The 22,800-nt window shown below is 74.0% G+C and carries 25 protein-coding genes; 10 read left to right on the top strand and 15 right to left on the bottom strand.

The features are described from left to right. The first annotated feature begins 60 nt into the window (after positions 1-60). Positions 61-240, top strand: a complete 180-nt coding sequence (locus tag ACFWJB_RS10180; protein ID WP_385460465.1) for a hypothetical protein — start codon at positions 61-63, stop codon at positions 238-240. A 35-nt stretch (positions 241-275) separates the two neighbouring features. On the opposite strand, the gene ACFWJB_RS10175 is transcribed toward ACFWJB_RS10180, so the two are convergent. The 3 genes from ACFWJB_RS10175 to ACFWJB_RS10165 all read right to left on the bottom strand — a co-directional run bounded on the left by ACFWJB_RS10175 (position 276) and on the right by ACFWJB_RS10165 (position 2,216). Continuing rightward, positions 276-1,016 carry an SDR family oxidoreductase gene (locus ACFWJB_RS10175; protein WP_385460469.1) on the bottom strand — a complete coding sequence of 247 codons (741 nt, stop codon included), beginning with the start codon at positions 1,014-1,016 and terminating at the stop codon, positions 276-278. A 149-nt stretch (positions 1,017-1,165) separates the two neighbouring features. Next, positions 1,166-1,744 (bottom strand): hypothetical protein, encoded by a 579-nt coding sequence (locus tag ACFWJB_RS10170; protein WP_385460514.1) that lies wholly within the window; start codon positions 1,742-1,744, stop codon positions 1,166-1,168. Positions 1,745-1,931: 187 nt separating this feature from the next. Continuing rightward, positions 1,932-2,216: a hypothetical protein gene (locus ACFWJB_RS10165; RefSeq protein ID WP_385460472.1), complete on the bottom strand. Its 285-nt coding sequence runs from the start codon at positions 2,214-2,216 to the stop codon at positions 1,932-1,934. 216 nt (positions 2,217-2,432) lie between these two features. On the opposite strand from ACFWJB_RS10165, the gene lnt reads away from it, so the two are divergent. After that, complete coding sequence (lnt, locus tag ACFWJB_RS10160; protein WP_386921504.1) at positions 2,433-4,007, top strand: apolipoprotein N-acyltransferase; 1,575 nt, start codon at positions 2,433-2,435, stop codon at positions 4,005-4,007. Here the strand turns inward: lnt and ACFWJB_RS10155 are convergent. Both ACFWJB_RS10155 and ACFWJB_RS10150 read right to left on the bottom strand, forming a co-directional pair. Continuing rightward, positions 3,931-4,836 carry a Gfo/Idh/MocA family protein gene (locus ACFWJB_RS10155; RefSeq protein ID WP_385460478.1) on the bottom strand — a complete coding sequence of 302 codons (906 nt, stop codon included), beginning with the start codon at positions 4,834-4,836 and terminating at the stop codon, positions 3,931-3,933. The genes lnt and ACFWJB_RS10155 overlap by 77 nt on opposite strands. Then, on the bottom strand, positions 4,808-6,031 hold the full coding sequence (locus ACFWJB_RS10150) for an FAD-dependent monooxygenase (RefSeq protein WP_386921502.1): 1,224 nt from the start codon (positions 6,029-6,031) through the stop codon (positions 4,808-4,810). Before ACFWJB_RS10150 ends, ACFWJB_RS10155 begins: the two co-directional genes overlap by 29 nt. Before the next feature lie 93 nt (positions 6,032-6,124). On the opposite strand from ACFWJB_RS10150, the gene ACFWJB_RS10145 reads away from it, so the two are divergent. From ACFWJB_RS10145 to ACFWJB_RS10135, 3 genes are all read left to right on the top strand, one after another. Next, positions 6,125-6,724, top strand: coding sequence for a TetR/AcrR family transcriptional regulator (locus tag ACFWJB_RS10145; protein ID WP_386921500.1), 600 nt, complete (start codon positions 6,125-6,127; stop codon positions 6,722-6,724). Between the two features lie 47 nt (positions 6,725-6,771). Then, positions 6,772-7,284 (top strand): DinB family protein, encoded by a 513-nt coding sequence (locus ACFWJB_RS10140; RefSeq protein ID WP_385460487.1) that lies wholly within the window; start codon positions 6,772-6,774, stop codon positions 7,282-7,284. A 113-nt stretch (positions 7,285-7,397) separates the two neighbouring features. After that, positions 7,398-7,889 carry a hypothetical protein gene (locus ACFWJB_RS10135; RefSeq protein WP_385460490.1) on the top strand — a complete coding sequence of 164 codons (492 nt, stop codon included), beginning with the start codon at positions 7,398-7,400 and terminating at the stop codon, positions 7,887-7,889. Between the two features lie 54 nt (positions 7,890-7,943). Here the strand turns inward: ACFWJB_RS10135 and ACFWJB_RS10130 are convergent, their stop codons facing one another. The 8 genes from ACFWJB_RS10130 to ACFWJB_RS10095 form a co-directional block, all read right to left on the bottom strand. Then, positions 7,944-8,468 carry a hypothetical protein gene (locus tag ACFWJB_RS10130; RefSeq protein WP_385460493.1) on the bottom strand — a complete coding sequence of 175 codons (525 nt, stop codon included), beginning with the start codon at positions 8,466-8,468 and terminating at the stop codon, positions 7,944-7,946. Positions 8,469-8,588: 120 nt separating this feature from the next. Next, complete coding sequence (ung, locus tag ACFWJB_RS10125; RefSeq protein ID WP_385460496.1) at positions 8,589-9,272, bottom strand: uracil-DNA glycosylase; 684 nt, start codon at positions 9,270-9,272, stop codon at positions 8,589-8,591. A 104-nt stretch (positions 9,273-9,376) separates the two neighbouring features. Beyond that, positions 9,377-10,963: an ABC transporter substrate-binding protein gene (locus tag ACFWJB_RS10120; RefSeq protein ID WP_386921497.1), complete on the bottom strand. Its 1,587-nt coding sequence runs from the start codon at positions 10,961-10,963 to the stop codon at positions 9,377-9,379. A gap of 202 nt (positions 10,964-11,165) precedes the next feature. After that, complete coding sequence (locus tag ACFWJB_RS10115) at positions 11,166-11,927, bottom strand: SDR family oxidoreductase (protein ID WP_385460502.1); 762 nt, start codon at positions 11,925-11,927, stop codon at positions 11,166-11,168. An 11-nt stretch (positions 11,928-11,938) separates the two neighbouring features. Beyond that, positions 11,939-12,700, bottom strand: a complete 762-nt coding sequence (gene fabG, locus ACFWJB_RS10110) for a 3-oxoacyl-ACP reductase FabG (protein ID WP_100044501.1) — start codon at positions 12,698-12,700, stop codon at positions 11,939-11,941. A 332-nt stretch (positions 12,701-13,032) separates the two neighbouring features. After that, on the bottom strand, positions 13,033-13,416 hold the full coding sequence (locus tag ACFWJB_RS10105) for a DUF3037 domain-containing protein (protein WP_385472421.1): 384 nt from the start codon (positions 13,414-13,416) through the stop codon (positions 13,033-13,035). Beyond that, complete coding sequence (locus tag ACFWJB_RS10100; RefSeq protein ID WP_386921494.1) at positions 13,413-14,168, bottom strand: HipA family kinase; 756 nt, start codon at positions 14,166-14,168, stop codon at positions 13,413-13,415. Before ACFWJB_RS10100 ends, ACFWJB_RS10105 begins: the two co-directional genes overlap by 4 nt. Positions 14,169-14,306: 138 nt before the next feature. Continuing rightward, a complete protein-coding gene (locus ACFWJB_RS10095; protein ID WP_386921493.1) occupies positions 14,307-15,851 on the bottom strand; it encodes an MFS transporter in 1,545 nt (514 codons plus the stop codon). A 125-nt stretch (positions 15,852-15,976) separates the two neighbouring features. On the opposite strand from ACFWJB_RS10095, the gene ACFWJB_RS10090 reads away from it, so the two are divergent. From ACFWJB_RS10090 to ACFWJB_RS10080, 3 genes are all read left to right on the top strand, one after another. Continuing rightward, positions 15,977-17,596: an amidase family protein gene (locus ACFWJB_RS10090; RefSeq protein ID WP_386921492.1), complete on the top strand. Its 1,620-nt coding sequence runs from the start codon at positions 15,977-15,979 to the stop codon at positions 17,594-17,596. A 101-nt stretch (positions 17,597-17,697) separates the two neighbouring features. Then, a complete protein-coding gene (locus ACFWJB_RS10085) occupies positions 17,698-18,147 on the top strand; it encodes a Rieske (2Fe-2S) protein (protein WP_386921490.1) in 450 nt (149 codons plus the stop codon). 57 nt (positions 18,148-18,204) lie between these two features. Continuing rightward, the gene (locus ACFWJB_RS10080) at positions 18,205-18,672 is read left to right on the top strand and encodes a pyridoxamine 5'-phosphate oxidase family protein (RefSeq protein ID WP_386921488.1); all 468 of its coding nucleotides are present in this window, start codon (positions 18,205-18,207) and stop codon (positions 18,670-18,672) included. Positions 18,673-18,682: 10 nt separating this feature from the next. Here the strand turns inward: ACFWJB_RS10080 and ACFWJB_RS10075 are convergent, their stop codons facing one another. Then, positions 18,683-19,585: a LysR family transcriptional regulator gene (locus ACFWJB_RS10075; RefSeq protein ID WP_385472404.1), complete on the bottom strand. Its 903-nt coding sequence runs from the start codon at positions 19,583-19,585 to the stop codon at positions 18,683-18,685. A gap of 74 nt (positions 19,586-19,659) precedes the next feature. On the opposite strand from ACFWJB_RS10075, the gene ACFWJB_RS10070 reads away from it, so the two are divergent. Next, positions 19,660-20,634, top strand: a complete 975-nt coding sequence (locus tag ACFWJB_RS10070) for a DMT family transporter (protein WP_386921486.1) — start codon at positions 19,660-19,662, stop codon at positions 20,632-20,634. A 25-nt stretch (positions 20,635-20,659) separates the two neighbouring features. Here ACFWJB_RS10070 and ACFWJB_RS10065 read toward each other — a convergent pair whose 3' ends face one another. Beyond that, complete coding sequence (locus tag ACFWJB_RS10065; protein ID WP_386921484.1) at positions 20,660-21,991, bottom strand: aminotransferase class I/II-fold pyridoxal phosphate-dependent enzyme; 1,332 nt, start codon at positions 21,989-21,991, stop codon at positions 20,660-20,662. A gap of 35 nt (positions 21,992-22,026) precedes the next feature. Here ACFWJB_RS10065 and ACFWJB_RS10060 point away from each other — a divergent pair, with 35 nt between their 5' ends. After that, complete coding sequence (locus ACFWJB_RS10060; RefSeq protein ID WP_385472395.1) at positions 22,027-22,710, top strand: pyridoxamine 5'-phosphate oxidase family protein; 684 nt, start codon at positions 22,027-22,029, stop codon at positions 22,708-22,710. Positions 22,711-22,800: the final 90 nt, after the last annotated feature.

The raw sequence follows: 22,800 nt of genomic DNA, 5'->3' as shown, positions 1-22,800 counted from the left end.
CATATGCCTGCGTAGCCGTCCGGTAGCGCAGTGTCAGTGCTTGCCCCTAGGCTTGTCCGCATGTCCCCCGAATACGTGACCCCTGGTTCCGTGCGTTCCGCCGCGGAGCTGAACGACCGGATCCGCGCCCTGTGGCGGCGCGCGGGCGGGTCCCTGTCGGCTCAGGATCGTGTGGAGTACGAGTTGCTGGTGGTCGAGTGGGCCGCCGCGATCCGCTGCGAGATCATCGAGGCCGCCTGAGCGGCCCGTGGACGACGCCGCGCCGCGTGGGCGCCTCAGCGTCCGCCCGCCACCCGCAGCACCGTCCCCGTCGTGTAGGAAGCGTCCGGCGACATCAGCCAGGCGATGGCCGCGGCGACCTCCTCGGCCCGGCCCGCGCGCCCCAGCGGGACGGCCGCCCCCATCCGCCGGGCCCGGCCGGGGTCGCCCATGGCGGCGTGCATGTCGGTGTCGGTGACGCCCGGCGCGACGGCGTTGACGCGGATGCCGGCCGGGCCGAGCTCCTTGGCCAGACCCACGGTCAGGGTGTCGACGCCCGCCTTGGTGGCCGCGTAGTGGACGTACTCCCCCGGGCTGCCGAGGGTCGCGGCACCCGACGACACGTTGACGATCACGCCGCTCCCCCGCGCGGTCATCAGCTGCGCGGCGCGGCGTGCGCACAGCAGGGGGCCGAGCAGGTTGACGTCGAGGACCCGGCGCAGGTCCGCGGTGGCGGTGTCGGCGAGGCGTCCCAGCGGGCCGGTCACCGCCGCGTTGTTCACCAGGCCCGTCACCGGGCCGAACTCCCGCTCCGCCGCCTCGAAGAGGTGATCGACGTCGGCCTCGACCGACGTGTCCGCCCGTACGGTGAGGGCACGGCCGCCCGCCTCCCGCACCCCGGCGGCGACCGATCCGGCGGCCGCCTGGTCGCGGACGTAGCCGACGACGACGTCGTGCCCGTCGGAGGCGAGCCGCAGACAGGTCGCCGCGCCGATGCCCCGGCTGCCTCCGGTGACCACGGTGACGGGACGCTTCATGAGAACCTCCAGCGGACGCGTTTTGATCGATCATCGATCATGCTAGACGCGGAGCGTCCCCCTGCCCAGGTGCGCGGACGCGTGGACCAGGGTGCGCGGCAGCCGGCGCCCGGCAAAGGCGGGCCGCCGTGTCCCTACCGCTGTGCCGGTCACCGGGAGCGGGCGGGGGGCGGCGCCGACCGGGTCCACAGGGCGAGGTCGCTGCTCGTCGCGACGGCGAGGGTGCGACCCGAGGGGGAGAAACCCGCGGCGCGGAACGTGGAGTAGTTGGCGTGGACGATGTGCCACCACCGCTCCCCGTGCGGACCCGCGTGGGGCACCCGGCCGCCGCGGGACAGCAGGACACGCTCGTTCGGCCAGGCCGGGGTGACGACCTCCAGGCACCAGCCGTCCCCGGTGGTGCTGTGCAGCCCTCCGCCGAAGAGCCCGGCGATGTGCACGCGGCTCCCGGCGACCGGTCCCAGTCCGGGGCAGGACAGGTCGGGTGCCTCGTCGGGCGTGCTGCCCTCGGGGTCGCGGTCCCGGGCGATCTTCTCGCCGGTGACGGCGTCGAAGAGCCCGTGCCCGTCGTGCGACACGACCATGACCAGGTCGTGCCCGGTACCGGGATCCGACGCGAAGCCGATCCCGAGCAGCCCGCCGACCGGAACGCCGTACGTGTACGGGAAGACGGGCCGCCAGGGCTCGGGCGCGGGTACCACCGGCGCCGCGAGGAGCCGGTCCCGCATCTCCTTCTGGTACGCCGAGAGTTCCGGCTCGTGCTCCGACGGCCCGGGGGCCACGTTCTTCGTCCGCTGCTTCACGTCCCCCATGATCCACGCTTCGGCGGGCCGCCCCACGGAATCGAATCGTCCCGGACCGGACCACCGGGCCGGGCGGCCCCGGTGACCTCCCACCTGGCCGGTCCGGACGCCGTCACACGGAGGCCACCACCTCGCCGGCCAGGACCTCCGGAGGGTGGGGCAGCACCGACACGAGGTTGTCCCGCACGAAGTCCGCGGCCTTCGAGACCGATTCGTCGGCACCCGCCCGGTCCTGGAAGACGCTGGTCGAGACCATCACCCCGTTCCCGGCGTCGATCCAGTAGTAGGCCACGAAGCCCGAGACCTGGCGCAGGAGCGGCAGGAACCCCTCGTTCACGAGACGCGCCGCCTCGGCCGTGTCGGTCACTCCTTCGTACCGCCGCACTGCTGCGTACATCTCCGGGCTCCTCACCGCGTTCCGGGTTCGTCCTTCGCTGAGCCGTCGTACCCCTGCGACGCCCGTCCGGCTCGTGCGGCGTCCGGCGATCACCTGAAGGGCCACCCCGGGTGATCCGAACGGCGGCCGACGGGTCGGCGCGCCGCCGGTGTGATCAACTGAACGGATGCGTACCGGGAGCGCACACTGAAGGAACCACGGGGTAGGGAGCCGCCCATGACGACGTACGGCCACTGGCTCATCTCTCCCTGGCGGCGCTCGGCCGTCGCCGTGCTCGCCGGCGCGCTGCCCGTCCTCGCCTTCCCCGCCCCCGCGCTGTGGTGGTGGGCCTGGGCGGCATTGGTCCCGTGGCTGCTGCTGGCCCGGAGCGCGCCGACCGGCAGGCGGGCCGCGTACGACGGCTGGTGCGCCGGGTTCGGGTTCATGCTGGCCATGCACCACTGGCTGCTGCCCAGCCTGCACGTGTTCACGTTCGTCATCGCCGCGCTGCTCGGCGCGCTGTGGGCGCCCTGGGGATGGCTGGTGCGGCGGCTGCTGGGCGGGTCCCCTTCGGTCCGCCGGGCCGCGGCGGCGCTCCTGGTGCTGCCGTCGGGCTGGCTGGCGGTCGAGCTGGTCCGGTCCTGGCAGGGTCTCGGCGGACCCTGGGGCATGATCGGCTCGAGTCAGTGGCAGGTCGCCCCGGCGCTGCGGCTCGCCTCGGTCGGCGGGGTGTGGCTGCTCAGCTTCCTGGTGGTGACCGTCAACGTGGCCGTCGCCGTCCTGGTCGCCGTGCGCCGGGCCCGGGTGGCCGCCCTGGCCGGGCTCGTCGCCACCGCCGCCGCCACCTCGGCCGCCTGGGTGTGGTCGCCGCGCCCCGGCACCGGGGAGCGGGTCGCCGTCGCCGTAGTGCAGCCCGGTGTCGTCGCCGGCCGTGACAGTGCCGACCGGCGCTTCGACCGGGAGGAACAGCTGACCCGCGGGCTGGCCGGCCGGGGCGTCGACCTCGTCGTCTGGGGCGAGAGCAGCGTCGGCTTCGACCTGGACGACCGGCCCGACCTGGCGCGGCGGCTGGCGGCGCTGTCCCGGGAGACCGGTGCGGACATCCTGGTCAACGTGGACGCGCGGCGCTCGGACAAGCCCGGCATCTACAAGAGCTCGGTGCTCGTCGGCGCGGACGGCCCGACCGGCGACCGGTACGACAAGATGCGGCTGGTTCCCTTCGGGGAGTACGTGCCGGCACGCTCGCTGCTCGGCTGGGCCACCTCGGTCGGCAAGGCGGCGGGCGAGGACCGCAGGCGTGGTTCGGGGCAGGTCGTCATGGACGTGGGGCACGGGCTGCGGATCGGCCCGATGGTGTGCTTCGAGAGCGCCTTCCCCGACATGAGCCGGCATCTGGCCGCCGACGGCGCCGAGGTGCTGCTCGCCCAGTCGTCGACGTCGACGTTCCAGGACACCTGGGCACCCGCGCAGCACGCCTCGCTCGCCGCGCTGCGCGCCGCCGAGACCGGCCGCCCGATGGTCCACGCGACGCTGACCGGTGTCTCCGCGGTGTACGGCGCGACGGGCGCGCGCATCGGCCCCTGGCTCGGCACCGGCGCGAGCGAGGCGCGGGTGTACGACGTGCCGCTCGCGCACGGCACCACCCCGTACGTCCGCTTCGGCGACTGGACGGTGCACGCGGCCCTGCTGGTCCTCGCGGCCTGGGCCGCCACCGACGGGGTGCGGACGCTGCGGCTCAGGCGGCGGGATCCAGCACCGCGCGTACCACCCGCTCGCACAGCTCATGGGTCTCCAGCGCGTCCCGGGCACTGAGCACCGTTCCCGACCGCACGGCGTCGAGGAAGCCGAGCACCGCCTGCTCGATGCCGCGCTGCCGGGCCACCGGCACCCAGTCGCCGCGCCGCCGCACGGTCGGCTGGCCCTTGTGGTCGATCACCTCGGCCAGGTTGATCACCTGGCGCTTGGTGTCCTGGCCGGAGACCTCCAGGATCTCCTCGGCCGAGCCGCTGAGCCGGTTCATGACGCCGAGCGCGGTGAAGCCGTTCCCGGCGAGCTGGAGCACCACGTGGTGGAGCAGGCCGTTCTCGGCACGGAAGCGCACGGTGACGTCGTCGACCGGGCCGGGCACCAGGAACCGCAGGGTGTCGACGACGTGGATGAAGTCGTCGAGGATCATCGTGCGCGGCTCCTCCGGGAGCCCCGTGCGGTTCTTCTGCATGAGGATGAGCTCGCGCGGATGCTCGGCGCACTGCGCGTACCCGGGGGCGTGGCGCCGGTTGAAGCCGACGGCGAGGCTGGTGCCGCGCTGCTCGGCGAGCTCCACCAGCCGCTGGGAGTCGGCGAGTTCATAGGCGAGCGGCTTGTCGACGTAGGTCGGCACGCCCGCTTCGAGCAGCCTCGTCACGATCTCGGGGTGGACCGCCGTCGGCGCGTGCACGAAGGCGGCGTCGAGGTCCGCGGCGAGGAGGGAGTCGAGGTCGGTGTGGCGCTGCCGCGTCGGGACGCGCAGTCCGTCGGCGACGCGCTCGAGGGTCGCGGGGGTACGCGTCTGCAGGTGCAGCTCGGCACCGGGCAGGACGGCGAGCACCGGCAGGTATGCCTTCTGTGCGATGTCACCGAGTCCGATGCAACCGACCTTCACGGGGTGTACTCCTCTGTCGCTCGCCGGCCCGGGTCCGCTGCGAAGCATACGGCGCCTGCGGAGGCCGCCAGTCGGCGATGCCGTCGAAGCTCCGCAGGAGCAGCGCGGGGCCGGTCCTCGACAGCGCGGCGATCGCGGCGTCGCGTGCGGCGGTCACGGCGCGGTGGTTCGCCATGTTGAGCCGGGCGACCCGGACGGCCTGCCGGGCGACGGCGGTCGTACGGGGCAGCCGGGCCGCCGTGTAGGCGGTGAGGTCGTCCCGGTGGTGGGCGAGCACGATCGCGTCCTCGACGGCCTGGTTGCCGCCCTGGCCGAGGGTCGGCGGCATGGCGTGGGCCGCGTCCCCGAGGAGGGCGACCCGGCCGCGGTGGTACGCGGGCAGCGGCTCGGCGATGTGGTGCACGTCGTGGCGCAGGACGTCCTCGGGGCGGGCGGCGGCGAGGACGGCGGGGATCGGGTCGTGCCAGTCGCCGTACCGGCGCAGCAGTTCCGCCCTCTCGTCCGCGGCGCGTCCGCCCGCCGCGGTGACGGCGGCGGCGTAGGCGTAGACCCGGCCGTCCTTGAGGGGGTGCGTGCCCCAGATACGGCCCCGGCCCCAGGTCTCGTGCGAGGCGAACCCGACACCGGGCAGCGGCACGACGATCCGCCAGGTGGTGAAGCCGGAGTAGACGGGCCCGGGGTGGTCCGGGAACAGCGTGCGGCGCACGGCGGAGCGGATGCCGTCGGCGGCCACGACCAGGTCGGCCTCCAGTTCGCCGTCGGGTGCGAGCACGCGGGCCGGCCGGTCGCCGCCGCCGGGGTCGACGAGGGTCGCGGCGGCGCCGGTGCGGACGGCGCCCGGCGGGAGCCGGGCGGCGAGGAGGCCGACGAGGGTGGCCCGGTGCAGCAGCACGAGCGGGCCGCCGAAGCGGGCGGCGGCGGCCTCGGCGCTGGACCGGGAGAGCCAGCGCCCGCCCGGGGTGCGCAGTCCGCCGTCGCCCTGCCAGGCGGCGACGGCGCGGATCTCGTCGCCGAGACCGATGACGTCCAGGGCGCGCAGGGCGTTGGGCGACAGGGAGATGGCCGCGCCGACGGGCTCCAGTGCCGGGGAGCGCTCCAGCACGGTGACCCGGACGCCGGCGCCGTGCAGGGCCGCCGCCGCGGTGAGCCCGCCGATTCCGCCGCCGATCACGACGGCCCGCTCGATGCCCGCCATGGCTCCTCCTCGCGTCCACCTCGCTCACTACAGATGTAGTGAGCCGCTGCCTCGACTGTACTACACCCGTAGTGACCCGGGTAGGTTGGCCGCATGCCCGCCCGAACCGCACCCGCCACCGGCGCCGCCCGCGCCGGACTCGTCGCCGACACCGCGCTCGCCCTGCTCGCCGAGCGCGGGATGCGCGGGCTCACGCACCGCGCGGTGGACGAGGCGGCGGGACTCCCCCAGGGCTCCACCTCGAACCTCGCGCGGACCCGGCAGGCCCTGCTGGAGCTGGCGGTGCGCCGGCTGGCCGAGCGGGAGGCCCGGGTGCTGGCCCTGCACGAGATGCCGGACCCGCGCGGCGGCCTCGACGCCCTGGTGGACGCGCTGGCGCTGGCGACGCACCGTGCCCTGACCCGCAACCGCGAACTCACCCTGGCGCGCTACGAACTGGCCCTGGAGGCCACGCGCCGGCCGGAGCTGCGGGCCTACTTCGACGCCACCGGCGCCCGCTTCCGCGAGCAGCTCGGCACCCTCGTCACGGCGATGGGCTCGGCCGATCCGGCCCGTCACGTGCTGTCGCTCGTCGCCTGGGCGGACGGGCTGATGTTCTCCTGCGTGGCCGGGTCGTTCGGTGCCGAGGTGCCCGGGCCGGACGAGGTGCGGGCGGGTCTGCGGGAGCTGATCCACGGGATGCTGGGCCGCTGACGCGCAATTCCCTGGTGGATCACCCGGGCGTGGGCCAGGATGCGGACATGAGTACCGACCGCAGTGAACCCGCGACCGACGCCGGCGAACGCGCCATGACGGAGGGGTGGCTGGACTACCACCGGCAGACCCTCGCCTGGAAGTGCGAGGGTCTGACCGACGCTCAGCTCAGGACCGCCGCCGTGCCCCCCTCCGCGCTGTCCCTGATGGGACTGGTGCGGCACATGGCCGAGGTGGAGCGGAGCTGGTACCGCAGGGTGCTGGCGGGCGAGGAGGCCGAGCCGATCTACTACAGCGACGAGGACCCGGACGGGGAGTTCCACCTGACCGAGGCGGACACCTGGCAGGAGGCGTACGCCACCTGGCAGGCGGAGATGGACGCCGCCCGGCGCCACGCGGCCGCCTTCCGCCTCGACGAGATGTCCCGGGGCAAGCACCGGCGCACCGGCGAGCGGTACAGCCTGCGCTGGATCCACACGCACCTGATCGAGGAGTACGCGCGGCACAACGGCCATGCCGACCTGATCCGAGAGTGCCTGGACGGCGTCACCGGCGACTGACGTCACCCGGCGCGGCCCCGGGGCCTCCGTACGGGGCCGGAGATCACCCGTGCGGGTCAATCTCCGCCGCTCCGCCGTCGCCAAGGCGGGGCCCGACCCGCCAGAGTGGCGCGGTGCATCGAACGACGACCACCGCAGCGCTTCTGGTGACCGTGGCTGTCACGGCCCTGTCCGGCTGTACGACGGTCCGGCCCGTGTCCGGCCCGGCGACCGGCGCCCATCCGTCCGCACTCCGCCCGGACGGGCCGGCCGCGCCCCGGGCGGTGCAGGGCCCCGCCCGTGAGGCGCTGGAGAAGACCGGCCCCTCCCCGTCCCCCGGCCGCGCCTCGGACGCGCCGCGCCGCACGGCTCGCCCGACGGCACCGGCGCGGCGCGAGGCTCCGGTCGCCCGCACGGAGCCGCAGCCTCGGCCCGCACGCCCCGCGGCGCCCCGGCTGCCCGGCGGGACCGGTCGGGAGCCACGCGTCGCCGTACCCGACCTGCCGGGGACGGGCGGCGGAGGCACCGGCACGGGCACGGGCGTGTGCTCCCTGGGCAGCCAGTACGGCGGCTGGCGGCCGGGCAGCCCGGAGGCGGTCATCTGCGAGCAGACGTACGGCCGCTGAGCCGGTACCGCCCCCGGCCGCACGGCCACGACGGACGTACGGCGCCCGGGCCGTCTACGGCCGCCGCCGCGGCGGCCCCCACGGTCCGTCCGGAGCGGGTCCGCCGTCGCCGAGCCGCGACTCCAGCCGGCGGATCGCCGCACGCACGCCCTCGCCGTAGCGGTCGTGGGCCAGCGCCTCGGCCGCGCCGCGGGCCCGCCGCAGATGCAACCGGGCGGCCTCGTGTTGGCCGAGCCTGTCGTAGTCGGCGGCCAGGTTCAGGTGGAGCGAGGGATACAGGGCACGTGCGGCGAGCGTGTCCTCGTGCGGCCCGGCGGCACGGTCCCGGGTGAGTTCCTCGGCGGCGGACAAGGCCCTGAGGTCCCATGCCAGTTCGTCCCCCGGGTCGTCCTGGGTGTCGGCCAGGTAGTGGGCCAGGGTGCAGCGGAGCAGCGGGTCGCCGTGCTCGCCGAGCTCCGCCCACAGGACGAGGAACCGGTGCCGGGCCTCCTCGCGGTCGCCGGCGTGGTGGAGCATGACGACCTGCCCGATCCGCGTCGGCACGGCGTCCGGCGCGGTCCGCTCATGTCCCTTGGCCACCACGTCCTCCGTGCCCTCGTCCGCTGTCCCCGACGACGCTAACGGCAGGCGCCTGTCTTCCAGGTCAGGCGGCCCGTGACGCGCGGGCCGGCCGGCGGACGGCCGGCCCCGTCCGCCGGGTCAGCCCAGGTCGGGGATCGTCCAGTCGATCGGCTCGTGGCCCTGCTCGGCGACCGCCTCGTTGATCTGCGTGAACGGGCGGGACCCGAAGAACTTCTTCGCCGACAGCGGCGAGGGGTGCGCACCCTTGACCACCGCGTGCCGCGTCTCGTCGATCAGCGGCAGCTTCTTCTGCGCGTAGTTGCCCCACAGCACGAACACCGCCGGGTCGGGCCGGCCGGCCACCGCGCGGATCACCGCGTCGGTGAACAGCTCCCAGCCGCGGGACTTGTGCGAGTTCGCCTCGCCGGCCCGGACCGTGAGCACCGCGTTGAGCAGCAGGACGCCCTGCTTCGCCCAGGGCATGAGGTAGCCGTTGTCCGGGATCGGGACGTCCAGCTCCGCGTGCATCTCCTTGTAGATGTTGCGCAGGGACGGCGGGACCTTCACCCCCGGCCGGACCGAGAAGCACAGCCCGTGGCCCTGACCCTCGCCGTGGTACGGGTCCTGCCCGAGGACCAGCACCTTCACCTGGTCGTACGGCGTGGCCTCCAGCGCGGCGAAGACCTCCTCGCGCGGCGGGTAGACGGGGCCGTTCGCCCGCTCCTCCTCGACGAACTCCATCAGCTCCTTGAAGTAGGGCTTCTGCAGTTCTTCGCCCAGCACCTCGCGCCAGGACTCGGGCAGCACGGCGATGTCGGTCACGTCAACTTCCTTACGGTGTGCGGTCGCTTGCAGTCCTCAGAACCTACCGGCGACCACTGACAGTCCGCTCCCGGGGGCGTCCGGCCGGGCCGGGAGCGGGCCGCCTACCAGCTGGTCTTCCGGGACAGCTGCCACATCATCATGATCGTCGAGGGGTCCAGCGCCCGCTCCGCGCCCGAGATCTCGTTGCTCGCGGCCACGTACTGCTTGCCCTGCCACAGCGGCAGCAGCCGGGCGTCGTTCACGAGGATCTGCTGGGCGCGCTCGAAGTCCTTCTCCACGTTGGCGCGGTCGCTCTCGCGCCGGGACCGGGGCAGCAGCTTGCCGGTGATCTCGGGGGCCGGGTACGGCGTGCCGAGCGCGTTCTGCTCGCCGACGAAGGGGGCGATGAAGTTCTCCGCGTCCGGGAAGTCCGGGGACCAGCCGCGGCCGAACACCGGGTACTCGCCCTTCTGGTACCCCTCGACGTAGGTCTTCCAGGGCCGGCTCTTGAGGGTCACCGTGAACAGGCCGGACTCGTCGAGCTGCCCCTTGAGCGCCTTGAACTCCGCCTCGGTCTCCGAGCCGTAGCGGTCGGTGGTGTACCAGAAGGTGAGCGGGACTGGCTCGGTGATGCCCGCGTCGGTGAGGATCTCGCGTGCCTTGGAGACGCTGGGGTCGCCGTAGTCGTCGAAGAAGCCCGTGGTGTGGCCCGTGAGCCCCTTGGGGACCATCGAGTACAGCGGGTCGACGGTGTCCTGGTAGACCTCGTGCGCGATCGCCGCCCGGTCGACCACCTGGGCGACCGCCTGGCGCACGGCCTTGCGGCTCGCCCACGGGTCCTTCGGGTTGAACACCAGGTAGCTGATCTCCGCTCCGGTGCCCTCGACCAGCTGGAGCTCCTCCTCCTTGGCGGCCTTGCCCTGGAGCGTGACGATGTCGTCGGCCGCGAGACCCCGGTAGGTGGCCTGGATCTGGTGGTCGCGCAGTGCCTTCACCATGCCGGCGGAGTCCTTGAAGTACCGGATGGTCACGGCGTCGTTGTGGCGCTCCGCGAAACCCTTGTAGCGGTCGTTGCGGACGAGTTCGGCCCGCTCCCCGTCCCGGTACGACTGGAGCGCGTACGGACCCGAGCCGACGATGCCGTCGCCCTTGCGCAGCGCGTCCGCCGGGTACTCGGCGGGGTCGACGATGGACATCGCCGGCGTGGCGAGCACGAACGGGAAGGTGGCGTCCGGCTTGTTGAGGTGGAAGACCACCTCGTGCCCGGTGGGGGCCTGGACCCGGTCGAGGCTGCCCAGCAGACCGGCGGGACCGCCGTTGACGTTGATCTGCTTGATCCGGTCGATGGAGTGCTTGACCGCCTGGGCGTCCAGCGGGTGCCCGTCGGAGAAGGTGAGGCCGTCGCGCAGCTCGCAGCGGTACACCTGGTTCGCCGCGTCGGTGAACGCGCAGTTCTTGGCCGCGTCGGGCTGGGGCGCGGTCGCGCCGTTGGGGTAGCTGAGCAGCGTCTGGTAGACGTTGCGGAACAACTCCCAGGAGCCGTCCCAGGAGGCCGCCGGATCCAGCGTGCTGGGCGCGCTGGTGGTCCCCACGACGATCGGTCCCTTGTCCTCCGAGCTGTCGGACGACAGGATGCCGCATCCGGTGGCCAGTGAAGATATGGACGCGATGGCCGCGACACTCCGCAGGCACCGGTACCGGTTGAACACGCGCACGCTCCTCGATCCGCCGTACCAAGGGTCGGCAGACCATACCGCAGCACCGGGCCCCCTGAACTCCCTTGTGAGCAGGGCTTTTGATCATTTTCGCGATGACTACGTTGTCATGACCCGGATGATCTTGGCGGACGGGCACGGGCGCCCTCGTCGTCCGAGGGCGCCCGTGCCGAGGGGGCGTGCGAAAGGCGGTGCGTCAGCCCACGCCGGCGTTCAGGAAGACGCCGCCGTCGACCACGAGGGTCTGGCCGGTGACCCAGGCGGACTGCTCCGAGGTGAGGAACGCGGTGGCGCCGCCGATGTCGGAGGGCACCCCGAGCCGACCCAGCGGGTAGGCCGCGGCCGCCTCCTCCTCGCGGCCCTCGTACAGCGCCGCGGCGAACTTCGTCTTCACGACGGCCGGGGCGATCGCGTTGACCCGAACCACCGGCGCGAACTCGTGCGCCAGCTGGACGGTGAGGTTGATCAGCGCGGCCTTGCTGACGCCGTAGGCGGCGATGAAGGGCGAGGGCGACAGGCCCGCGACGGAGGCGATGTTGACGATCGTGCCGCCGTTGTCCTTCTGCCAGGCGTGCCAGGTGCGCTGGGCGAAGCCGAGTGCCGAGAGCACGTTGGTCTCGAAGACCTTGCGTGCCACGTTGAGGTCGAGGTCGGCGATCGGCCCGAACACCGGGTTGGTACCGGCGTTGTTGACCAGGTGGTCGACCCGGCCGAAGGCCTCCATCGTGCGCTCGACGGCGACGGCCTGGTGAGCCTCGTCGTGCGCCTTGCCGGCGACGCCGATGACCCGGTCGGCGCCGAGCTTCTCGACGGCCTCCTTCAGGGCGTCCTCGTTGCGGCCGGTGATGCAGACGCGGTCGCCGCGCGCGACGAGCGCCTCGGCGACGCCGTAGCCGATGCCGCGGCTGGCGCCCGTGACGAGCGCGACCTTGCCGGAGAGTGCGGGGCGTTCAGTCATGTCCGTGTTCCCTAGTCGAGCGGTCCGCCGGCCACGTACAGCACCTGGCCGGAGACGAAGCCGGCGGCCTCGCCGGTGAAGAAGGCGATGGCGTTGGCGATGTCGTCGGGCTCGCCGACGCGCGCGACCGGGATCTGCGTGGCGGCGGCGGCCTTGAAGTCGTCGAAGCCCATGCCGACGCGGTCGGCGGTGGCCTTGGTCATCTCGGTGGCGATGAAGCCGGGGGCGACGGCGTTGGCGGTGACACCGAACTTGCCCAGTTCCTTGGCGAGGGTCTTGGTGAAGCCCTGCAGACCGGCCTTGGCGGCGGAGTAGTTGACCTGACCGCGGTTGCCGAGGGCGGAGGAGGAGGACAGGTTGACGATGCGGCCGAAGCCGGCGTCCACCATGTGCTTCTGGCAGGCCTTCGACATCAGGAAGGCGCCGCGCAGGTGCACGTTCATGACGGTGTCCCAGTCGGAGACGCTCATCTTGAACAGCAGGTTGTCACGCAGCACGCCCGCGTTGTTGACCAGGATCGTGGGTGCGCCCAGCTCCTCGGCGATCCGCGCCACGGCCGCCTCGACCTGCGCCTCGTCGGAGACGTCGCAGCCGACCGCGATCGCCTTGCCGCCGGCCGCGGTGATCTTCTCCACGGTGTCCTTGCAGGCGGCCTCGTCGAGGTCGATCACGGCGACGGCGCGGCCTTCGGCGGCCAGTCGTACGGCGGTGGCGGCACCGATGCCGCGCGCGGCTCCGGTGACGACGGCGACCCGCTGCTCATTGGTGGACATTGCTGCTTCTCCTCGTCCTGGGGATGCGGCCCGTGCGGGGCCCCTCGGCACGCCCATGGGTGAGCGACCGCTTAGTACCTTCCGCAGACGTGACGCTAGAAGCCCTGGCACCCGGTGTCAACGGGACACCGGGCCGGTGTGATCCATTACCTGGCACAGCGGGCGGGCGGGCCACGCCGGCTCCCCCGGACGGCCCAGCGCCACGGGCCGGCGCGGCACCGGGGCCCGCGGCGAGGGCCCGGAGCGCGCGGCTCCGCCCACACATGGGCGGAGGCCCGGAGCGGGGCGCGCGTCCACGCGTCCCGCTCCGGGCCTCCGCCGGCGAGGTCGTCCTACCGCACCAGCAGGTCGAGGAGCCGTTCCGTCTCGGCGGCCGGGTCGGTCGTGAGGCCGGTGTGCACCGGGCCCGGCTGGACGATCGTGGAGCGGGGGGCGATCAGCCAGCGGAACCGGCGGCCGGGGTCGTCGGACGCGGCTTGCCCCGCCGCGTTCCCGCCGGTGCACACGCCCTCGACGGCGCGCAGCGCGGCACGCACCCCGGGCAGGTCCACCTCCGGGTCGAGGGCCAGCAGCCGTGCCTCGTCGAGGTGGGTGCGGGCACCGACGTATGAGGCGCCCCTGCAGTACACGAGCACCCCCGCGTTGACGCACTCCCCGCGCTCGACGCGCGGCACGACGCGCAGCAGGGCGTACTCGTAGACGTGACGGTCGTTCACCGGGCCCCCTCGACGCGGTCGTGGACGGTCGCGGCCCGCGCGAGCAGCGGCCGGGCGTAGGCCCGCCTCAGGTCGTCGGGCGTCGCGAAGCCGGGCTCGTCCGCCAGCCAGACGTCCGGGATCCCGGCCGTGACCTCGGCGAGGAGTTCCTCGGTGACGAGGGGCGCGAGCGCCGCGGCGGCCGAGCGGACGTCGGGCGCGAACGGCGCGAGGGCGTGGTCGCGGGCGTCGTACGGGCGGGCGGCCGAGGTCTCGGCGCCGGGCCAGTTGTGGTGCCAGATCATGGTGGCTCCGTGGTCGACCAGCCACACGTCGCCCCGCCACCGCAGCAGGTTCGGGTTGCGCCAGGACCGGTCGACGTTGTTCACCAGCGCGTCGAACCAGACGATCCGCCCGGCCTCCTCGCGGCTCACCTCGAAGGCCAGCGGGTCGAACCCGAGCGCGCCGGAGAGGAACTCCATGCCGAGGTTGGTGCCGCCACTGGACTTGAGGAGTTCCTGCACCTGTTGGTCCGGCTCGCCGAGCCCCAGCACCGGATCGAGATCGACCGTCACCAGCCGCGGCACCCGGAAGCCGAGCCGGCGGGCGAGTTCGCCGCAGACCACCTCGGCGACGAGCGTCTTGCGGCCCTGGCCCGCGCCGGTGAACTTCAGGACGTACGTCCCGAGGTCGTCGGCCTCGACGAGTCCCGGAAGCGAACCCCCCTCACGCAAGGGCGTGATGTAGCGGGTCGCGGCGACCTCTTTCAGCATTTCCCCGGGCCATCCGTCTCTTCAGCCGTGCACCCGTCCAGGCCGTCGGCCCCTCGCTTCCGGCCCCGGGCATGAAGTGAGCATAGTAACCGGGGGTGATCGCCGACGCGGACGGCGTCCCGGGGGCGCCGGGCCGGCTCACCGGCCCGCCTCCGTCCCATGCCGTCCGTCCGCCCGCTGCCGGGGAGCGTCCGGCCCGGGTTCGAGCGGCGGGCAGTTGAGGGAGAGGTGGGAGCGGCACACGGGGCGCGGGGCCGTCCGGAGCCGCCGGCGGACACGCCGCGGCCGGACGAACAGGGCGGCCGTCGCCGAGGCCGCGAGGAAGAGCACGACGGTCACGAGGGCGGCGCGGTGGAAGGCGCGGTTCACCGCGGCACCGGAGGTGTAGGCGTCGCCGGAGAGGCCCACCAGGAGGGGCAGCGCGGCGACGATCAGCAGTTGGGCCACCCGTGCCGCGGTGTTGTTCACCCCGCTGGCCAGTCCCGCGTGCTCGGCGTCGACGGAGGCCAGGACGGTCGCCGTGAGCGGTGCCACGAACAGGCTCATGCCCAGGCCCATCACCAGTACCGGAGGGAGGATGTCCGGTGCGTAGGCGGAGTCGGGCCCGACCCTCAGCAGCAGCAGCGCTCCGGCCGCGGCCACCAGGGGCCCGGTGATCAGGGGCACCGCGGGCCCGATGCGCTTGGCCAGCGCGCCCGCCCGGGCGGAGAGCAGGAGCATCAGCACCGTGATGGGCATCGTCGCGAGCCCGGCCTGCAACGCGTCGTACCCGAGTGCCGTCTGCAGCTGGACGGGCAGCAGGAACAGGATGCCGCCGATGGCCGCGTACAGGTACACCGTCATCCCGTTGGTCGCCGAGAACAGCCTGGAGGAGAACAGGGAGAGCGGCATCATCGGGTTCCGGGCCCGGCGTTCGACCCCGAGGAAGGCCGCCCCCGCGGCCACGGCGACCACCGCGGGAAGCGCGACGCGCGCGACGGGGCCGCCCGACGAGGCACTGATCAGCGCGTAGCTCACGCCCCCCAGGGCCACGGCCGCGAGACACGCGCCGAGCGTGTCGAAGGGGCGCCCGGCCGCGGCGGGGTCACGGCTCTCCGGTACGAAGGCGACCGCCAGCAGCAGGACGACGACCGCGACGGGCACGTTGATGAGGAAGATCCACCGCCATCCCGGACCGTCGATCAGCCAGCCCCCGAGGAACGGACCGAGGGCCCCGGCCACACCGGTCAGGCCGGACCAGGCCCCCACCGCCCGCGACTGGTCGTCCGGATGGAAGGACGCCCGCACCAGGGCCAGCGAGCCGGGGGTGAGCAGCGCGCCGCCCACGCCCTGGAGCGCACGCGCGCCGATGAGCACGTACTCGTCCGGTGCCAGGCCGCACAGCGCCGAGGCACCGGCGAACCAGGCGACGCCCAGCACCAGCGTGCGCCGTCTGCCCAGCCGGTCGCCGAGCGCGCCGCCCCACAGGATCAGCGCGGAGAGCGTCAGCATGTACGCGTTGACGACCCACTGGAGCACCGAGAGGGAGGCGCCCAGGTCGCGCCCCATCCTGGGCAGGGCCACGTTGACGACCGTGCCGTCCAGCATGGCCATGCCGGACGCGAGCACGACACAGGCCAGCACCCAGCGCCCGCGCGCCGATGCCAGCCGCAGACCGTCCGCGTCGTCTCCGTCTCCGCTCACGCCTCCAGCCTGCCGGTGACGGCCACCGGGCGCGCGCGGAAGGCGGCAGGGGCGTCACCGGGCCCACGGGGGCCGGGCGGGGGCCCTCTTGCGCCGGACGGGCCCGTGCAGGTGGGCTGTCCCCCATGACGAGACGACGCATCGCGGTGCTGACCGCCGCCCTGGTGGTGCCCACTCTTCTGGCCGGTGCGCCCGGTCACCGCGCCGAGGCAGCCGGACCGGAGGCCGGCGGCTCCCCGGCCCCGTCCCCCTCGGCCCTGGTCCGGGGAGTGGACCTCGACACGGTCACCATCCCCGAGTTACAGGCGCGGATGAAGCGCGGTTCGCTGACCTCGTCGGCCCTGACCCTGGAGTACCTCCGGCGGATCGAGGCCGTCGACCCGAGGATCCACGCGGTGCTGCGCACCAGCCCCACGGCGCTGCGCCAAGCGGCCGCCAGCGACGTCCGGCACCGGCTCGGGCGGACCCGTGGCCCGCTCGACGGCATCCCCGTGCTGCTGAAGGACAACGTGGACACCCGCGACATGCCGACGACGGCCGGGTCGACGGCGCTGGCCGGGAGCCCGCCGGACCGGGACGCGGACCTGGTCGGGAGGCTGCGGGCGGCGGGCGCGGTGATCCTCGGCAAGACCAACCTGTCCGAATGGGCCAACTTCCGCGCGGCGAAGCCGACCTCGGGCTGGTCGGCGGTGGGCGGCCAGACGAACAACCCGTACGTCCTGGACCGGAATCCGTGCGGTTCCTCCTCCGGCTCGGCCGCCGCCCTGGCCGCGTCGCTGGCGCAGGTGGCGATCGGCACCGAGACGGACGGCTCCATCGTGTGCCCGGCCGGGATGAACGGAGTGGTCGGTCACAAGCCGAGCCTCGGGCTGGTCAGCCGGTCGGGAGTCGTCCCGATCTCCGCGGAGCAGGACACGGCGGGGCCGATGGCGCGCAACGTGGTCGACACCGCGCTCACCCTCTCGGTGCTCAGCGGCCAAGGCGTCACGGGCGGCACCGGCGGCACCGGCTTCGCGGAGGCGGCCACGCGCCCGGGTGCCCTGCGCGGCAAGCGGATCGGCCTGTGGCGGCTTCCGTCCCTCGGCACCGAGGTGGACGCCCTGATGACCCGTACCGCGGCGGATCTGCGTGCCGCCGGGGCCCGGGTCGTCGAGGTGACGCCGCCGTACCAGGACAGACTCGCCGAACTCGAGTTCCCGGCGCTGCTGAGCGAGTTCCACCGGGACATCGACGCCTACCTCGCCACCCGCGGCGGGCCCCGGGACCTGGCCGGGCTGATCGAGTTCAACCGCGCGCACCCGGCCGAGCGGACCTGCTTCGCCGGGCAGGAACTGTTCGAGCAGGCCCTGGCCGCGCCGCCGACCACCGACCCGGAGTACCGGGCCATGCGCGCCGAACTGCGGGACCTGTCGCGCCGGTCCATCGACGAGACGATGGCCGCTCACCGCCTGGACGCCATCGCGTCCCCGGCGAACCCGCCCGCCTGGACGACGGACTGCGCGCGGGGCGACAACGACGTGATCCCGTCCTCGACCCCGGCGGCCGTCGCCGGATACCCCTCGCTGTCCGTGCCCGCCGGGTTCGTGAACGAGCTGCCGGTCGGGCTGCTGCTGATGGCCGGCGGCCACCGGGACGCCGAACTGCTGTCACTGGGCGCGGCGGTGGAGCACCGGCTGGACGCGTGGCGGGCTCCCCGGTACCTGCCCTCGGCACCGGCCGGCGGTGCCCGGCCGAACGGCCGGTGACGGCGGGCCGGGACGACACGAAGCGGACTGAACGGCACGCGCCCCGCGGACGTACCTCTCGGCAGACCAGGCACCCAGCCCCGGAAGGGAACGTCATCAGCATGACCAGCGCATCGTTTCACCCCGCGTCGGGACCGGCTCGTCGTACGGTCGTGGCGGCGGCCGGAGCGGCCGGGCTCGCCGTCGCCCTGACCGCGTGCGGAGGTTCGGACGACGACGCGTCGGACGCATCCGGCACGGCGGCCGGCGGCGGCGAGAAGGCCGGGGCCGCGGTCGCGGCGACCGCGGACATCCCCGAGGGGGGCGGTAAGGTCCTCGCCGACCGGAAGATCGTGGTCACCCAGCCCACGGCGGGCGAGTTCAAGGCCTTCTCGGCCACCTGCACGCACCAGGGGTGCGCCGTGAAGGACGTCGCCGACGGCGTCATCCACTGCCCCTGCCACAACAGCACCTTCTCGATCACCGACGGCAGCGTGCGGGGCGGTCCGGCCACCAAGCCGCTGCCCGCCGTGCCGATCACGGTCAGCGGCGACTCGATCGAGCTGGCGTGACGGCGGGCGGGGGGTGCAGGATCGACCGACCCGAAGTGTGAGGAAGGGACCGACCGCATGACCGTCGCGCAACGCAGGGGCCGGAAGATCATGATGACGCCCGGCGAGCTGGACGCGTTCCTCACCGCCCAGCGCACCTGCCGGGTCGCCACGGTCTCGGCGGACGGCGCCCCGCACGTGAGCACGCTCTGGTTCGCCTGGGACGGCTCCTCGATGTGGCTGTACTCGGTCGTACGCAGCAGGCGCTGGGCGGACCTGCGGCGCGACGCGCGGGTGGCGATCGTGGTCGACACCGGGGAGGAGTACGGCGAGCTGCGGGGCGCGGAGCTGTCCGGCCGCGTCGAGTTCGTGGGCGAGACACCGCGCACCGGCGAGCTCTGCGCCGAACTGGACCTGCCCGAGACGCTGTTCGCCCGGAAGAACTTCGGCCTGGACGAGATGCCGCACGACGGCCGCCATGCCTGGCTGCGGCTGACGCCCGAGAAGATCGTCTCCTGGGACTTCCGCAAACTGCCGTCGCCGTAGGACGGCACGGTCAGCCGAGCCGTCCCGCGGTCGCCCGCAGCGCCTCCACCGCCGCCCGGATCGACGGGCGGCGGTCGGCGTCCGCACGCCAGACGACGTACACGTGCCGGCAGGCCCTCTGCCGCAGCGGCACGGTGACGACGCCGGCGGGCATCGGATGGCGGCCGAGCAGCGGGGCGATGCACACACCGAGCCCGGCGGCCACCAGGCCGAGCTGGGTGTGGGTCTCGGCGGCGCGGTGGCCGATGATCGGTTCGATGCCCTTCGAGCGCAGCGTGAACATCAGCCACTCGTGGCAGAACTCGCCCTCGGCCCACGTGATCCACTCGTCCTCGGCGAACTCGGTGAGGTCCACCTCGTCCCGGCCGGCGAGCCGGTGACCGGAGGGCATGGCCACGTCCGCGGGGTCGTCCAGGAGCGGTGCCTTGACCAGGCCGTCGGGCAGCGGCATCGGCTTGTTGTACCAGTCGAGCACGACGGCCAGGTCGAGGTCGCCGCGCACCACCCCCCGGATGCCGCGTTCCGGCTCCAGTTCGCTGGAGCGGACGCGCAGCGCGGGGTGCTCGGCGCGCAGCGCGGACAGCGCGGCGGGGAACAGCCCCCGGGCGGCCGTCGGGAACGCCGACAGCCGCAGCTCGCCCACCACCTGCCCGCGGTGGGCCTCGAGGTCGGACTGCGCGAGCTCGACCTGGGAGAGGATGCGCGCCGCGTGCTCGGCGAGCAGCCGGCCCGCGTCCGTCAGCCGCACGCCCCGGCCGTTCTTGGCCAGGAGCCGCTGGCCGGCCTCGCGCTCGAGCTTGGACAGCTGCTGGGAGACGGCCGAGGTGGTGATGTGCAGGCTCTCGGCGGCGCCGCTGACCGATCCGTGCCGGGCGAGGGCGTCGAGGGTGCGCAGGCGCTCCAGGTTCAACATGTAAGCGATGCTACGAGATACCGGGTGCGAAATCTCGATTGTGCTACGAGAAGAGGTGCAGCATCGTGTGCGTCATGAGCAGTGTCACCTCCTCCTCCCCCGCGTCCCGCCGCGTCCGCCGTGCCCTCGACTGGAGGCTGCGCTTCGGGGTCCTCGCCCTCGTCTGGGGCTTCAGCTTCCTCTTCATGAAGGTGGGAACGGAGAGCTTCGCCCCGTTCCAGGTCACGCTGGGCCGGCTGGTGTTCGGCACGGCGGTGCTCGCCGTGGTGATGGCGGTGAAGCGGGAGCGGCTGCCGCGCGGGGCACGGACGTGGGCGCACCTGGCGGTCGCCGCGTTCCTGCTCAACGCGCTGCCGTTCTCCCTCTTCGCCTACTCCGAGCTGACGATCCCGTCGTCGCTGGCGGGCATCTGCAACGCGACCTCGCCGCTGTGGGGCATGGCCCTGTCCCTGGTCGCCCTGTCGGAGGACCGGCCGACCCGGCTGCGGGTGGCCGGCCTCGGCATCGGCTTCCTGGGCGTCCTGACGGTGCTGGGCGTCTGGCAGGGCTTCCAGGGCATGGACGTCACGGGCACGGCGCTGGCTCTGCTCGCCTCGCTCAGCTATCCGGTCGGCTGGATCTACGTCCGCCGCACCCTGGCCGGCTCCAGCCACTCGCACCTGTCCCTGACCGGCGCGCAGCTGCTGCTCGCGACGCTGCAACTGGCCGTCGTCACACCGCTGTTCACCTCGGTGCCGACGCACTTTCCGGTACTCCCCGTGTTGGCGGTCGCGGCGCTGGGCGCGGTCGGCACCGGGCTCGCCTTCCTGATCCAGTACGACCTGGTCGCCGAGGTGGGTCCGACGACGGCCCAGATGGTCACCTACTTCACCCCGGTCATCGCGACCGCCGCCGGCGTCGCCCTGCTGGGCGAGTCGCTGTCCTGGTCGACCCCCGTCGGCGCGGCCGTCGTCCTCGCCGGTGCGGCCCTGACCCAGGCACGGCCGGCGGCACCCCGTCCCGCCGAGCCGGTGCGCCCGGCCCCGGAGCGCCGCGAGGCGACGGTCTGACCGCGCGCCGGCCGCCGCGGACGCGTCAGACGTAGCTCCGCGCCGGTCCCGGTCCCAGCGCCGCCGCCACCGCGTCCGCCAGGGGCCCCTCCTCCCCGTCGGCGAGGGTCGAGACGGTGATCCGGATCCCCGGCGGGGCACCGATCCGGAAGCGGGCCCCGGGGGCCACGGCCCAGCCGGCGTGCAGCAGCCGGGCGACGGCGCCGGTCTCGTCCGGCACGGGAATCCACACGTTCATGCCGCTGCGCCCGTGCGCCGCGACACCGCGCCGTCCGAGCGCCCCGAGCAGGGCGTCCCGGCGCCTGCCGTACACCGCCGCCACCGCCCGCGCGTCCACCGCGCCCTCGGCCCACAGCCGCGCCACGGCGCGCTGGGTGATCCGGCTGACCCAGCCGGGGCCGAGCCGCTGCCGGCCGCGCACCCGGTCGAGCGTGACGGCGTCGCCGGTGAGCACGGCGAGCCGCAGGTCGGGCCCGTAGGCCTTGGCCGCCGAGCGGACGAAGGCCCAGCTGTGCGTCGTACCGGCGAGCGGGTGCAGGGGCAGGTCGACGATGCGGTGGCCGTGGTCGTCCTCGATCAGCAGCGTCTCCGGGTGCTCCCGCAGGACGGAGCGCAGGGCGCGCGAGCGGGCGGCGCTCAGGGCCGCGCCCGTCGGGTTCTGCGCGCGGTCCGTGACGACCAGGGCGCGGGCGCCGGCGGCCAGGGCACGGCGCACGTCGTCGGGCAGCGGGCCCTCATCGTCGAGGCGGACGGCGGTGGTGCGCAGGCCCAGCGCGGGCACGAGGTCGAGCAGGCTGCCCCAGCCCGGATCCTCGACGGCGACGGCGTCGCCGGGCCGCAGGTGCGCCGCGAGCACCCGCTCCATGGCGTCCAGCGAGCCGGAGGTGACGGCCACGGGGCCGGCCGGCACTCCGTCGGCGTCCAGTTCGGCCCGCGCCAGGCGCTCCAGCTCCGGTTCCACGGGCGCGTGCCCGTACAGGACCGGCTCCCGGTCGCCCTGCCCGGCGGCGGCGGCGAACACCGGGCCGAGCGCCGGCAGCAGCGCAGGATCCGGATTGCCGCCGGACACGTCGCGCACACCCTCGGGCACCTCGACGCGGATGAACTCGCGCCCCGTGGTGGCCGGCTTCGCGCGCACCCGGCTGCCCCGGCGCCCCGCGGTCTCGATGACCCCGCGCTCGCGCAGCGTGCGGTAGGCGGCGGCGACGGTGTTGGGATTCACCCCGAGCCGCTCGGCCAGCTCCCGCATCGGGGGCAGCGGCTGCCCCGGCTCCAGCTCGCCCGCGCCCACCGCGCGTTCGACGCTCGCGGAAATCTCCGCGGCACCACGTCCCGTGATCCGATACTCTCCTAGCACAAACATGATTATGCACTAGTGCAATGGAGATCGCCATGCAGGGGACCAGGCAGACACCGTCGCAGCCCGCCGCCTACTCGCCCACGGACCGCACCGTCCCCACCCGCTCCCCCGACCGGGCGTCCTACGACAAGGAGCTGGTGCACGCGATACTCGACGAGGGCTACGTCTGCCACCTCGGTTTCGTCCGCGACGGCGCCCCCGTCGTGCTGCCGACGCTCTACGGCCGGGTCGGCGAGCGCCTCTACGTGCACGGCTCCACGGGCTCACGCCCGCTGCGGATGGCCGGCCGGACGGACCCGGGGCTGCCGGTGTGCCTGACGGTGACTCATGTGGACGCGCTGGTGCTGGCCCGCTCGGCCTTCCACCACTCGATCAACTACCGGTCGGTCGTGGTGCACGGCACCGCGTACGACGTGACGGACCCCCAGGAGAAGCGCACGGCCCTGGACGCCCTGGTCGACCACGTCGTCCCCGGCCGCTCGCAGGACTCCCGGCCGGCCGACAAGAAGGAGCTGGCCGCCACCGCCGTGCTCCGCCTCGACCTGGACGAGGTCTCCGCCAAGCTCCGCACCGGCGGCGTGAACGACGAACCCGAGGACCTGTCCCTCCCGCACTGGGCCGGCCTGGTCCCGCTGCGCAAGGGCTACGACGCCCCGGTCGCGGACCCGGGCCTGCACGCGGGCACCCCGCTGCCCGGCTACCTGACCACCCTGTGACACCGGCCCGTCGGCGGGAGGCCCCGCGCGGGGGGACGCCGGATCGCGGCGGCCCCCCCCGCGGCGGGCCCGCCCCGCCGGCGGGCGCCG

It is taken from the genome of Streptomyces sp. NPDC127100 (genome assembly GCF_042724095.1).
Lineage (GTDB): Bacteria > Actinomycetota > Actinomycetes > Streptomycetales > Streptomycetaceae > Streptomyces.
This window is presented reverse-complemented; position numbering and strand designations above follow the sequence as displayed.

Bases quoted from the DNA above. Each gene is read 5' to 3' on its own strand.
- ACFWJB_RS10180 (WP_385460465.1), top strand. From the start codon at position 61: ATGTCCCCCGAATACGTGACCCCTGGTTCCGTGCGTTCCGCCGCGGAG.
- ACFWJB_RS10175 (WP_385460469.1), bottom strand. From the start codon at position 1,016: ATGAAGCGTCCCGTCACCGTGGTCACCGGAGGCAGCCGGGGCATCGGC.
- ACFWJB_RS10170 (WP_385460514.1), bottom strand. From the start codon at position 1,744: ATGCGGGACCGGCTCCTCGCGGCGCCGGTGGTACCCGCGCCCGAGCCC.
- ACFWJB_RS10165 (WP_385460472.1), bottom strand. From the start codon at position 2,216: ATGTACGCAGCAGTGCGGCGGTACGAAGGAGTGACCGACACGGCCGAG.
- lnt (WP_386921504.1), top strand. From the start codon at position 2,433: ATGACGACGTACGGCCACTGGCTCATCTCTCCCTGGCGGCGCTCGGCC.
- ACFWJB_RS10150 (WP_386921502.1), bottom strand. From the start codon at position 6,031: ATGGCGGGCATCGAGCGGGCCGTCGTGATCGGCGGCGGAATCGGCGGG.
- ACFWJB_RS10145 (WP_386921500.1), top strand. From the start codon at position 6,125: ATGCCCGCCCGAACCGCACCCGCCACCGGCGCCGCCCGCGCCGGACTC.
- ACFWJB_RS10140 (WP_385460487.1), top strand. From the start codon at position 6,772: ATGAGTACCGACCGCAGTGAACCCGCGACCGACGCCGGCGAACGCGCC.
- ACFWJB_RS10115 (WP_385460502.1), bottom strand. From the start codon at position 11,927: ATGACTGAACGCCCCGCACTCTCCGGCAAGGTCGCGCTCGTCACGGGC.
- fabG (WP_100044501.1), bottom strand. From the start codon at position 12,700: ATGTCCACCAATGAGCAGCGGGTCGCCGTCGTCACCGGAGCCGCGCGC.
- ACFWJB_RS10100 (WP_386921494.1), bottom strand. From the start codon at position 14,168: ATGCTGAAAGAGGTCGCCGCGACCCGCTACATCACGCCCTTGCGTGAG.
- ACFWJB_RS10090 (WP_386921492.1), top strand. From the start codon at position 15,977: ATGACGAGACGACGCATCGCGGTGCTGACCGCCGCCCTGGTGGTGCCC.
- ACFWJB_RS10085 (WP_386921490.1), top strand. From the start codon at position 17,698: ATGACCAGCGCATCGTTTCACCCCGCGTCGGGACCGGCTCGTCGTACG.
- ACFWJB_RS10080 (WP_386921488.1), top strand. From the start codon at position 18,205: ATGACCGTCGCGCAACGCAGGGGCCGGAAGATCATGATGACGCCCGGC.
- ACFWJB_RS10075 (WP_385472404.1), bottom strand. From the start codon at position 19,585: ATGTTGAACCTGGAGCGCCTGCGCACCCTCGACGCCCTCGCCCGGCAC.
- ACFWJB_RS10070 (WP_386921486.1), top strand. From the start codon at position 19,660: ATGAGCAGTGTCACCTCCTCCTCCCCCGCGTCCCGCCGCGTCCGCCGT.
- ACFWJB_RS10060 (WP_385472395.1), top strand. From the start codon at position 22,027: ATGCAGGGGACCAGGCAGACACCGTCGCAGCCCGCCGCCTACTCGCCC.